Source organism: Myroides injenensis M09-0166 (assembly GCF_000246945.1).
GTDB lineage: Bacteria > Bacteroidota > Bacteroidia > Flavobacteriales > Flavobacteriaceae > Flavobacterium > Flavobacterium injenense.
Genome location: NZ_BAEX01000012.1, coordinates 1 through 13,191 on the forward strand (window position 1 = coordinate 1; position 13,191 = coordinate 13,191).

11 protein-coding genes are annotated in these 13,191 nt (G+C 27.7%); all 11 read right to left on the reverse strand.

The window, feature by feature from the left end; all coding sequences use genetic code 11:
* Positions 1–347: 347 nt before the first annotated feature.
* Positions 348–1,301, reverse strand: a complete 954-nt coding sequence (locus tag RH98_RS15190) for a J domain-containing protein (RefSeq protein ID WP_010250494.1) — start codon at positions 1,299–1,301, stop codon at positions 348–350.
* Between the two features lie 9 nt (positions 1,302–1,310).
* Positions 1,311–1,679: a retropepsin-like aspartic protease family protein gene (locus RH98_RS03295; protein ID WP_158427104.1), complete on the reverse strand. Its 369-nt coding sequence runs from the start codon at positions 1,677–1,679 to the stop codon at positions 1,311–1,313.
* 161 nt (positions 1,680–1,840) lie between these two features.
* Positions 1,841–2,524 carry an OmpA family protein gene (locus RH98_RS03300; RefSeq protein ID WP_010250496.1) on the reverse strand — a complete coding sequence of 228 codons (684 nt, stop codon included), beginning with the start codon at positions 2,522–2,524 and terminating at the stop codon, positions 1,841–1,843.
* Between the two features lie 3 nt (positions 2,525–2,527).
* Entirely contained in the window at positions 2,528–3,136 is a 609-nt protein-coding gene (locus RH98_RS03305) for a flagellar motor protein MotB (RefSeq protein ID WP_010250497.1), read from the reverse strand.
* The gene (locus RH98_RS15195) at positions 3,136–4,497 is read right to left on the reverse strand and encodes a hypothetical protein (protein ID WP_010250498.1); all 1,362 of its coding nucleotides are present in this window, start codon (positions 4,495–4,497) and stop codon (positions 3,136–3,138) included. The genes RH98_RS03305 and RH98_RS15195 overlap by 1 nt, the downstream gene beginning before the upstream one ends.
* A gap of 9 nt (positions 4,498–4,506) precedes the next feature.
* Positions 4,507–5,109: a hypothetical protein gene (locus RH98_RS03315; protein WP_010250499.1), complete on the reverse strand. Its 603-nt coding sequence runs from the start codon at positions 5,107–5,109 to the stop codon at positions 4,507–4,509.
* A gap of 5 nt (positions 5,110–5,114) precedes the next feature.
* The gene (locus tag RH98_RS03320) at positions 5,115–6,152 is read right to left on the reverse strand and encodes a hypothetical protein (RefSeq protein ID WP_158427106.1); all 1,038 of its coding nucleotides are present in this window, start codon (positions 6,150–6,152) and stop codon (positions 5,115–5,117) included.
* Between the two features lie 136 nt (positions 6,153–6,288).
* Positions 6,289–9,714, reverse strand: a complete 3,426-nt coding sequence (locus RH98_RS03325) for a hypothetical protein (RefSeq protein ID WP_010250501.1) — start codon at positions 9,712–9,714, stop codon at positions 6,289–6,291.
* A gap of 2 nt (positions 9,715–9,716) precedes the next feature.
* Positions 9,717–11,156 (reverse strand): FtsZ/tubulin family protein, encoded by a 1,440-nt coding sequence (locus RH98_RS03330; RefSeq protein WP_010250502.1) that lies wholly within the window; start codon positions 11,154–11,156, stop codon positions 9,717–9,719.
* A 2-nt stretch (positions 11,157–11,158) separates the two neighbouring features.
* A complete protein-coding gene (locus tag RH98_RS03335) occupies positions 11,159–11,587 on the reverse strand; it encodes a hypothetical protein (RefSeq protein WP_010250503.1) in 429 nt (142 codons plus the stop codon).
* Between the two features lies 1 nt (position 11,588).
* Positions 11,589–13,049 carry a hypothetical protein gene (locus RH98_RS03340; RefSeq protein ID WP_010250504.1) on the reverse strand — a complete coding sequence of 487 codons (1,461 nt, stop codon included), beginning with the start codon at positions 13,047–13,049 and terminating at the stop codon, positions 11,589–11,591.
* Positions 13,050–13,191: the final 142 nt, after the last annotated feature.

The following is a 13,191-nucleotide window of genomic DNA, read 5'->3' on the forward strand; positions in this document are numbered from 1 at the left end:
ACACGTAGTATAATACAGTAACCAATAATACAAATATTGCGATTATCTTAAAACACGTATTTAACTTTTATTTAACTAATTAATATCAATAAACTAAAGTAAACAACACTATTATAATCAACAATTATACTTAAAAGGTATAAAATACGCAACAAAGATATATTTCATCTATATCGATTAATCGTTATTTACTACTCAACCTATCATTTAAAACTTGATCACAAGTAAAAAAGAAAAGTAAATGAACTAATTTCACTTTAATTGATAAGCAGTAATTGTTCCTTAAATAAGGGAATAAAAAAAAGCGACTCAAATATTGATCGCTTTATATAAAAATTAGATTATAACTATTTTTTAATTTTTAACTGATTATAAGGATCAACATACTGAATTACTATACCATTTTTAAATACTACGCGATGCTCTCCATAAAACCAAATTTCCTTTCCATCAAAATAATTAGTAGATATAGGCTTACCTTGAATCTCTTGGACATCTTTCATAGAAGAACCAATAGAGAAAAATCTATTCATATTTTTAATATCGGAGTCTTCATTAGAGTTCGTGTCAGCCCCCCTCTGTGGTGCTTCTTCTACTTGCACTGTTGTATTACTAATAACAGACGATTTATTACTACTTTGGTCTTTAGTATTGCTTGTATTAACTTGTTTCTCAGAAGCATTCTTTAAATTTACTATACTTTCTTTATCTACTAAATTAACTACTTTATTATCATCAACACTAACTGATTTCTCTTTATCTAAATCATTACTAATTATATTAGATTTCACTTTATCAGGCTGTGTTTTATTCATATTATTATTAGAACTATTCACATCAGGACTAGTAATTTCTTGTAACTCTTCTAATTCGCTGTTTTTTAATTCCTTTGGTATTGACACCTTTACGTAATTATAAACGAATCCTAAAAATAACACGACTAAAATTGTCAAAAGTAATTGCCTCTTTTTTACCTTGTTAGTATTATTTTTACGCAATCTTATTTGATGATGTTCTATTGAGGTTTGTTGCGAAAAGTTATTTCCAACTTTCTGATCTTTCCCCTCCTCTAAAGATTCATTCACCTTTGTAAAACCACATTTTATATCATACTGTTCTTTTTTTTCTGAATCACCTAAAACAGCATAAGCATCTTGTACCTCTTTGTATTTTTTTTCATAATACCCATCTTCATATAAATTCTTATCAGGCTGATACTTTAAAGAAAGTTTACGATATGCTCTATTTATTTCTGCATGGTTAGCATTTACATCTACTCCTAAAATCTGATAATAATTCATATCATTAAACTATTTAAAAATAATTACTCCTCTTTTGTAATTAACTGAGAACTCACCAAATTCTTCTAAAGCACTCTGTCCTAATAAAAGTGGTGCTTCCAAATTATGTACAACAGAAGCTTTTACATTCTTTAATTTTTTATTTCCAATCTGCACAGTTCTTAAGTTAATAATTGTTCCATCAGCTATACTTCCGTCTGCTATTATGTATTTAGCTTCTCCCTTTATATCTTCTTTATCTAACTTATTATTTTTCAGTAAATACAAAGCTTCAGTTAACGAAATTGTAACATCACTGGCACCTGTATCAAAAACAAAAGACATTTCAACTCCGTTAATTCTTACAGGAACGTGATAAACGCCTGCTTGTTTAACCATAGAAACAATGTTTTTATTATTTGATGTATATCTTGTCTGCTTAGGATAATCCCTCTTTGTGGTTACCTGATGCTTTTTTTCATTACCAGAGCGCGAACAACGACTACAACTAGTTGAAAAAAAATATAAACTCACAATCATTATTAATAAAAGCCCTCTCATTATAATTTATTAATATTACCTATTTTAGGTATAATCTGTATTAAAAACTGTTGATTTTCACTTTCAATATCAGATCTACCTACACCATTTACACCACTACCTGCTATTTGTAATTCACAAATACTATTGTCAAAATATATGTTATTATTTATCCATAGATTATATAGTGCTAGTGCTCTCTCATAACTTAATTCATTGTTATGTTCATAACTATCTTTAGATGCCATGCCTTCAATAATGATCATATACTTAATATTTTGATTTAGATATTGATTTTTCATTCTTTCAATCAAAAAGAAAATACTATAACCAACTTCTAACAAAAAATCTTTATCATTTGAGTTTATAATACTAGACATAGCATCAAACTTTATCTGTCTATTAAGAGCAAAGCGTTTATGTCTCTCATCATATTGAAAGAAATCTGAAGGCAATTCTTTTACAGCATTTTGAATTTCTATGATTTTCTGTAATTGATTTTCTGTAGCGAAATATTTTGTCTTTAACTCGTCTAATTCATTCTTTAATTCATTGTTCTTTAATTCGATATCATTTCTATCACTATTTTTCTTTTTAGTTACAGCTATAGATAATACAAATAATACTAACATGATAAAAAATAAACTAGTCATTAAATCTGCATAACTTGCCCAAAAAAAATTGCTTTGATTTTTCTTTCCCATATCTTACGTATCTAAATTACCTATTTTTGGAATCACTTGAATTAAGAAGCGTTGATTTTCACTTTCAATATTTGAACGCCCTACACCATTGACACCACTTCCTGCAATTTGTAATTCGCAAATCTTGCTGTCAAATTCAATCCCATTATTAATCCAAAGACTATATAATGCTAATGCCCTTTCATAACTAAGTTCATTATTTCTAAAATACAAGTCTTTTGATGACATACCTTCAATAACTATCATATATCTAATCTCTTGACCTTTATATTTTTCATGCATTCTATCAATTAAATTAGATATACTATGTCCTACTTCAAGTAAATATTTCTTATCACTCTCAGCAATATCACTTGACATTTTAACAAAGCTTATTTGGCGTTTTAATGCAAATCTCTTGTGAGTAAAATCATACTCAAAATATTTTGTTGGTAGCTCTTTTACTGCATTTTGTATATCTGTAATTTTTCTTAATTGATTCTCGGTTACTTCTTGTTTTTTCTTCATTATAGTAACTGATAAAACAAATAACACCAACATTATAAAGAATAGACTTGTCATCAAATCTGAATAACTAGCCCAAAAAAAATCTGCTTTTTTATGCGCTTTCATTAAATAAAACTAATAACAAAATAAATGATAAAGCTTATTGCTACAATACTACCTGTAGAGGCAAAAATATAAAGTAAAACTTTCAACAATTTGTCTTGAGCAAAGGGTTGATTACTTTGCGTTTTAATTCCTTGTTGATTTAGTAAACTCTTTTCTACTATACTTACTAATTCACTAAAAGAAGTCTCAATTTTTGTATTAACTTCTTTTGTATTCTCTTTAAAAGTTTTTACTAGTTCTTCATGTTCCACAGCAATACCGGTATTAACTGTAATAAACAACTCATCTAATCTACTTATTAAGCCGTTCATTTTCTGCTCAACTTCAGTGCTATATATCTCAACTTGTGGCTTTAAAGCTTCTATGGCTTCTGTCCCTTTTAGCTTTTCAAATGTCGAAATTGCTTGATTGTTAAACAATTCATATGCTTTTTTAAAGCTACTATCAAAATCTATTAATTGTTCTTCCATCATTTCTTTTCGATCGCCAATTTGTTTTAGCTCATTTCTAGTCAACATAATTAGCTCCTTATTTACTGAAGAAGCTGATTTTAAACTCTCTGCAATCTCAACAAAATCATTTGTACGATCCAATTGTTTTAATATAACTCCATTTAACTCTTTTGAATTTGCTACAAAACCATTAATGTTGTTTAAATAATCTTGGAAGACTGCGAACCTAGAAGAACTCTCTTTTAATTCTTTTAGCACGTTTACATTGATATTGGCCAATTGGGCAACGTCAACTTTCTTCAATTCTTCCATTATCATAACCTGACTATCAAAACTTCCTTTTATTCCATGTAGAACATCTTTAAACTCAACAACATTATCACTAAAGGTTTCATTAAATTTCATTAAATTACTTTGCAACAAGTAAATACTAGATGCTGTGTTCTGACTCAGTACAGGTAATAAGTTTGTTTGAATCCATGAAAAGAATTGATTCTTTAAAAACTCCGCACTATTTCTTGATCCTTTAAATAACCAACCAGAGAGATAAGTTGTTAATAATAATCCTACAAAAGAAGCTATCATAGCGATTTTAACACCACTTATTAATATATCAACTGAACTACCAAACTCATCACTAGATACACTTGGAATCATAAATAATCCCACCACTATACCAAGCATTGTCCCCATTAGCCCTAAATATAATGGTATAGGTATTTGGGCATTTATCTCCTCTTCTACAGCATCAGTATTTCTATCTACAATGTCTTTAATCAAATTAAAATCGCTAACAGCTCCTTTATTCTTTATTAAATATGTATTGACAGAATCTTGAATATTATTGTATACGATTGAGTTCCTATTTTCACAATTAACAATTGTTATTTCTATGTATTTATTTTCCATTTATTACAATTATGAAAATTTTATTTGACTTTTTTGACTTATTTTCCAATTCCCTTCAATATAATGAGCGACCCCAGGTTTTAATTCTATAATTAAATTATTAGATGAATAGTTATTTTTAACCTCACAACCAGAATCAATATAAAATGTATGATTAAAAATATACATTGGAATTTTTTCTGCATTATTTACTAAACTAAAATTAGCAGTATTATCAGAAATATTATACAATTTATAAACAGCCTTAGATTGACTTTCTTGACTGATAAACTCTCCACTAATAGGCGCCCCATAGTACAACACTCCAGATTCCTGAGCTTCATAATCAGGATTACTATCATTAAGCATTATCTCTTTATCTCTGTATTTGAAATTTTTTAAATTGGCATAAATTTTTTCTAAGGGGAGTTTTGCTATTTCACTCTCAGTTAAATATATTTTTTCAGTTTTAAACTCATCTAAATTTGGAACGACATTCTTATAGTAGGATATTCTTCGTTTAACATTAAAAAAAACTTTAATCTGTAATGCTATAATTATTACTATAATTAATAAAATTAAGATATTGTGTATCCCTTCAAAAAAAGTTGGAAATGTTTCTTGTGTTTCCATTATAGTTATATGAATTGTATTTTACATTTTTTTGTTATAGACCAGCCATTTGCTGTTTTACTTGCCTCTCCTTTTTCTAATACCCGTATATCTTTAGTATCCTTATTAGGTGAATTTTCACAAACACACCCACAATTGATATATTCATCCATACTAAAAATTAAAGTTGATATTAAATTTTTATCATTAATATCTAGTTCGAAAGAAGCATGATACTCATCTATTTTTTGTAAAGAATAAACAGCGTCTTTTTGCTTTGCTATAGCAGTAAATACGCCATTCTCTGGGGCATAAAAATATATTAATGTATGTTCAATCCTTTTTGGAGACTCTACTATTGTCTGCTTATTTTCTTGTTTGATAGCATCAATATTTTGCTTTAAATCTTTACTTGTTTTTGTTTCTATACTTGCTTTTAAAGACGTATTTTCTTGTTTAAGAGCCTTAATTTTTTTATGTAATTCTGTTATCTCAGAATCTATTTTTATTTTATCAACTAATGGTTCTTGTATAGTTAAATAATTAGAGTTACTAGTTTTATTTTTTGCTTTTTTATTACTTAATGCAGTTATAAAAACATGTACAAATACTCCTAATATAAAACAACAAATAGCAATTAAAACAACATACTTAGTTGCTAATCCAGATTTTTTATCGGCAGCTTTTACTTCTGTTTTTACTATTTTTTTTGTTTTTTCACTTACAATATCTTTGGGATTTTCTACCTCTTCTTGATTTGTATCTACTTTTAACTCTGCTAATAATTTTAGAGACTGTAAATCATTTTTATAAATACTAATCCTATCATTTTTACTAAAAAAATCGTTAAACTCTAGGTACTTCTTGTCATTAAAAATACCTTCTTCAAAATAAGAGATTTCAATAAGGGTACCATCATCTCTAAATTTAACAAACTCTTTATAAAGTGCTTCTGTTTTAGATTTCGGTGTAAATTCTTTTTCTTCTTTTTCTTTAAATCCCTCAAGGGTTACATATTTATTATGTACTTTAATAGAATCCCCTTTTGCCTGATTTATAGACATTTGTAAGCAATAAACCCCAATTGTATTTACTAACTTACTTTTTTGTTCATTACTTATTTTTTGTGTATTTTGACTAATAATAATATTACTAGTCAAAACACATAAAATCAAAAATATTTGCTTTACCAATCCCATTCTATTTCTCATTATCGTTAAAAGCATCAAATAACATATTATTTATAGTCCCTTTTAATGGATAAAAGAATAAAGTTTCCTCCAAACTAGCTTGTTGATTTCCATTTTGAGACTTTAGAGAATTTTTAAATTCCACACCATAATATCCTTTAGCTTGTTTTAACAAAGAATTCTTATACAATGAAAGTTTTTCTGAAGGAATACCAAAATTTTCTTGGAATGAATAACGCTTATTTAAATTAAACATCCATTCTACAAATTCATTATATTCATTTAAACGATCAAGAATAAATTCTGGGTCTTCAGCCTCTTTATAATTCAAATCTCTTAAAATCCCCTCATCATTAATTTTCTCATAGATATATTTAACTTTATCTAACTTTATATCAGCCTCCTCGGTTTCTAGTAATAATGCCCCTTTACAACTTATTTCTTTTACCTTATCTGTAATTTCTATTTGTATTTCAATAGTAGGATCTTGATAAATGTTTTGAAAAATTATACTTACATACTCACTCAATAAAGTCTTTTGTTTTGAAGAATCTAGTATATTAAGAATTTTTGATCCTGTACCACTAAAAGTAAAAAATGCAGGAGAAATAATTTCTTTAGCCTTCATAGTTTTAGCTATATAGTAAACAATACTAGTAACAAAGACTAATGGACCAATCTTTAGCTCATTATCATTTATTAATTTTTGACTAAAAGCATGATTTTCAATAAAGTCTGGTCTATTCTCTAAAGAGAATAAAAAGGATACAAATTCTTCAGATTTATTTTTAGATAAAATATCACTAGCAATTTGGCTTAAATAACTAAGCTCTTGATTATCAGAAAAGACTTTATTATATATGCTATTATATTTATTTACATAAGCATTCTTATTAGCCTGAGTATTACTAGCATCCCCAAATAAATTATTTGCTGCAAACCTAAATGAACTTAATAAATTTGCAGAATCATTAGTAAAAACAACTACATCTGTAGTACCTCCTCCAATATCAACTGAAACTACCGAATTACTCATAGATTGGATACCTTGAGTTTTATAAAAATGGTAAGGAGCAATAGCCTCTGTCACACTAACTAAATTGTCACTGTTATTATTAAAATATTTTTTAAATAACTTATTCCAACTATTGTCTAACTGTACTAAATTAAACTTACTCATACTTGTTGGATAAAGCCATCTCAATTCTACAGTATTTAAATCACCTTCATTTAAAATTACTTTATTGTACATTAAAAACATTAACGTTTCTAAATACCCCTCTACCTTCACTTGATCTTCTGTTTTGGAACCAAATTGAGTCCATTTTAAGTCAGTTTTTATATCATCAACCTTAGTACTATCAATTCTCTTAGTATAATGAAATGGTATAGTAAAATCTGCTAAAGCATCACACTTTCCTTGAAGGTTTAAATTCAAATTATGTGATAAGACTGTACGTTGAGGAAAAAAGAATTCACCAGTATTTTCAATTAAATCAGGTAAAAATTCCTTTAAAATAGTATCATCTAATGCCTTATTTTTTGGAGATTTTAAATATCTCTTAGTCTGCTTATTCTCTTTATCATAAGACTTTATAAGTTGCACATCATTCTGGGTAATCTCAAATGGAATAGGGTTTTTATTTACAGAGGTAGAATATTCAATATGAGTATTAGTGGTTCCAAAATCCACAGCAAACTTATATCCTATACTATTTGACTTTCCTTTAATCCAATTTGGAATCATAACTCCTTTTGCTGTTCCAGCTAATACTTGAATCACATCAAACTCATTATTAACCACATAGAATTCTGAGCTTATTCCTTGACCAGTAGAACTCTTTGTTTGACGAACTTTTTTATCTGTAGAAATACATTCGCCATTTTTAACTAAGTTGACCCGAGCAGTGGTCTCGCATATATTTTCATTATCAAAAAGAGCAACTCTATAAAAGTCTTTTCCTCCATGATATTTAATTATTGGAGTCATTGCCAAAACCATAGAATAATTATAAATCGCTCCTTTATTATTTGCTATATCAGGTTGTTTGGTATTGAAATCCCCCCCTGTTATATAATCTCTTTGATATACAATAACATTATTTCCTTGTATTGGTATACGAAGAGTCACTGCGATATACTTATGCCCATCGGCACCTCGTTCCTTAATTTCTAATACATTCTGTCCATTGATTTTCTGTGTTAAAAAATCATATGTAAAGTATTTAAAAAATTCTTCCTTTAAAGGAAGTAAATAACCAGAAGTACTATTTTCATCTTCATAGACTAAATTACCAGTTTGAAATCCTTTTGAATTCAATGGATATGGTAAGCTAATAATATATTCTTCTAAAAAATCAGATACTGTCAAATATGGATATTGCGTACCATCAAACGGTAATATTCTTTTATCTAAAGGATTATTATCATAATAAGGAGCTTTATTATTTCTATCCCAATTTGCTTTAACATAAGTTAAATCACTAGAGAACACATCCACTGGAAGTACTAAAGGTAAATTTTCACTATTTATAACTGAAACATTCGGTTTAATAACAAATCCGCTATAATCTTGTATTTCCCCAAGATTAACTACTTTTTTATATAAAGCAATACCTAAGGTTTCAACAAAGTTATTTGCATTATCAGTGGTTATTTTTTCATATCCTGCTTGCTGTAGACTTTGAGCAGTCAAATTATTAATTAAATTTTTATCACCTGGATTTATCAATGTGTAATTCAAATCCAAATATTTACAAAATGCTGGAAATAAGCTATAGGAATTCTCAACACTTTTCATCAAAGCATGTAAATACACTTGAAAATCAATATTTCTTTGATAAAGCGGAGTTATACTAGAGAATATTTGTCTATTCCCAAAAAAAACATCTATTTCTCCTTGATAATTATTAGCCGTTGTAGCAAACAAAGTTATAGGTGATGTACCACCAATAATATTCATTTTTTGCTTCCCTTTTTTATAATTTAATAGAAATATTTGTTTTATATCATCAAAATTATTAGCCTTAGCATCTTGGGTTAAAAACAACTTTAGAGTCTCTGCAAGCTGTTTATGACCATTATCTTTACTTTGTAATAATGTGTCTAAATCGTTTTTAATATCCCATGTTATTATACTAAAATCGTTTTGATGTTTTTCAAAATCAAAAAGTAATTCTGCAATATCTAAACAATCAGAAACCATTTTATGATAGATAGTATTACCATCTACATTACTATTATTAACAAATTCAAAAGCAACTTTTAATAAATCATAGCGAGCAAAAGGACTAGGAATAGAAGTAATCTGTTTTTGTACAGACTCTCCATTACCATCTATAATTCCTTGAATGGCAGCTTTCCCATAAGCAGATGATTCCTGCCAATGCACTAAATTATTATTTCCATCTTGATGTAATCTTAATACTTTTGCCATAATTAAAATTTATATTTTGAATTAATTAACTCCTCTGTAGATAAATAAAACAACTCATTAAAGCGAGCATTATCTGCTATCTTATTATCAATTTTTTTATCCATTTTTGACAAAATGAAATCAAACCTTCCATAACCTTTACCTCCTTTATCAAAAATGCTCGACTCAGCTTTATATCCATTGATAAAATCAAATAAATTATTGTCAGATACATTTAATTTAAAAGGAGAGAAACTTCTTTGATTCTGGCTCATTTCCCTTAGCCATTCATTATAATAACTAAAAAATTGATCTAGATGGCTATAGTAAGCACTTCCTAATAAAGATTTTAATTTTAATTCTTTCGCCCAATTTAATTCAACCGCCTCTTTTAACTTGTTTTTAAAGTATAAGGAAAACAGCATAAATTGAGATAAGGGTTTAACTATAAGTTGTTTAGTCATTTCTGCTAAATTCTCAAAACCAAAATCAATTTGATCATCAGATATACCAAATTCCTTGTATAATGGATAATCAGCCTTTGCATTTGTACATGTCAGGCTACCTTTAGAAAGATTACAGAAATCTATTATAGCTAAAGCAGAAGATAATTCTACAAAATGTGCTTGATTTCTTTGTTTATCTCCCCCTTCAAAATTTTCTTGTGCATTTGTATGTGTATCTGCGATATAATAAAAAGCATTCAACGAGTTATTAGCTACAATATTTGCATCGTAATAATTTAAAGCAGCTTTGGCTTTTGAAACAAATGAGGCTCCATCAATACTACTATTATCTTGTACTGTAACATTAAAATAAGGCAATACAGACAATGCTCCAATTGGCGCATCTTGTAATAATTTAAAATTAGAAAAACCTTGACTGATATTTCTAATATTCTTTAATAACAATGGAAAACCAGCAGCGCCAGTTCCTCCAAATATTGAACTAATAATAAATATTCGATCACCATTTTTAAATTGATTAGCCAACTCTTTAAACTCAGAAGAATCTATAAATTGATTCAAGACAACACTCCCAATATTAGGGTTTCCTTTAAAACCAACTGCCATATCTGCTTGTAAATTTTCTTCAGAGAACAAGAGTCTAACTAATGCCTCATTAGCTTGAGACATACCAGAAACATTAATATATTGTCCGAAATCTACATTGTTTGTATTTCCTAAATTAAATTTAAAATTTTTACCAGGAGTTAACTCATTGATCTCTGTAGCGAAAAAGCTACTTTTACCATCAAAAGATGATGATTCTTTTTTTATACTTTGATAATCTTTAAGAGCCTGAACTGTTCTTGTTACATCTCCATTTGCCGCATCAGGATCTACAATAATTGGAATAATTTCAAAATTATTTGTTTTTACTCCACTGGCAAGTAACATTGTTAATGCACGAATTACACGGGAACCTGTGCCCCCTATTCCGAAAAGGTATAATTTATTCATAATTAAAAAGGTGTCTTAGTTGCTTGAACGCTAAATGATTTTACTAGAAGTGATACGATAAAGCATAATATAAAACCATATAAGGCATTTACAATTGATAGTTGGAAATAGTCATTAATACCATAATAATTTCCTTGTTCACTTGAAATATATAAATCTTCAATTGCAGATAAACTAATATTATATGCTACTGCAAAATTGACAATCGCTATAAGAACTAAATATAAAAACCAATATATTTTTTTATAAAAAACACTGTAATTAGAAAATAAAAAATAGTATAAAACAGTCATTACTATAGAAATAATTATCATTAACCACCCCATAGTAACATAAGCTCCCGTTTCATAAATATCAGAGGAGAAGTTTTCAATATAAAACAAATTCAAAGGACTAAACCCTTCATATAGGGCTGCAAAAAGATCATTCATATTACTTTCTTATTTTAATTTTAAATTCACTATATTCTTCTTGATTACCATTAAGGAGATAAGATTCGTATATTCCTTGAAATAGATATTTAAATCCAAAGGTTTTATCCATATTCTTTAACACATCTAGATCATCTTCAGTGTTTACATCTAAAACCCACTGAGGAATTTTTTTAATCAATGAAAATTCCAAATCTGTATAATTACGGCTATCAGCCTGAAAATTTATAACATGAGTAAGATTCTGATTTAAACGTTGTAAAGAATTATGAGAACTAGGATGTATCTCACTAGTATTAAATTCATTTATTTCGTCTATACTATATTGCCCCTTTTTAATGACATAATTATCACTATCAAGCAGATATGAATTTGGTAAAAATGTTTTAGAAAAGTCAAATCCAATAGCAAAAGAAAAATCCTCTTGATTACCTCTACTTGTTTTAACATCAGATAGACCAAGAAAAGCGTTATTATTTAAACGATCTTGTTTATAACTTCCTTTGTCATTTTTTGTTTTAACTAGAGTATAATAAATAGTAGGTGAATTAGGGGTGAAATAATAATACTCTTTAATATTTTTCCTTTCTAGTAAATTCAAATTATCTATTAGATCATTTAAATAGGCTTGTCCTCCAAAAACAAAAATATAATAAGGTCGTATCTCTGCTTTTAATATTGTCTTCTTATTATTATAACTATAATAAACACCATTAAATTCAGAATCCATCTTCAATATTAAAGTACTTAAATCTGAATCTTTTTTTAAAGCTTTATTAAAAGCATCTTTTATAAAACTTTTTTGCGCATTCAATAAAGACAATACATTAGCACCATTTATAGAATAAATCATATCCGATACAACGAAAGTTACCTCTGTGTCATCTTGAATATTGAAGGACATATTTAATATCTGATTTAAATCGCTATTAGCTCGATTTCCTGCCTTACGAAAAGACTGTACACTAAGGGCATTAGTGATATCATTAGTATCTTCTGTTATATTTAAAGGGGTAATTTTATTGGTGATATAACTCAAATTAATATTTTCAACAGAATAAAAGTTCTTAAGATCTACAATCAAATCTATAATATCATTCTTATAACTCGTATTCCCCTGTAAATACCCATCTATACTTCCTGAAGATTCTAAGTAAAAATTAATTTTAGAGATTTCTTTTTTATCTTGCTCTAGTAAAATTTCAAATCCTGCTTTTTTCAAATACCCCTCTACCTTACTATCAATTATATGTCCTTGCTCGTCAAAAAAACCCTTATATTTTCTCTGATCTGAGTTATCTATTATCAGTTGCTTTACATCTTCAAATTCGTTTTGATTAATGGGCTGATTTTTATCAAACGTTTGTATTTTTTTATTTACAGAATCTGAATCTTTACAAGCTAAGAAACTTACTAAAAGTGTTAAAACAAGCACTATTCTTGTTAGTTTTTTCCTTACCATAGGATTATATTTTAATTACATTTATTAATTAACTTCATTATTAATTGTAACCAAAATTAACTATCTATTCATTACCTGAAGTGCGGAAATCCGTAAAGCATACTTTATTTTTAGCGAAGGTAGATAATCTGAAAAAAAAGTT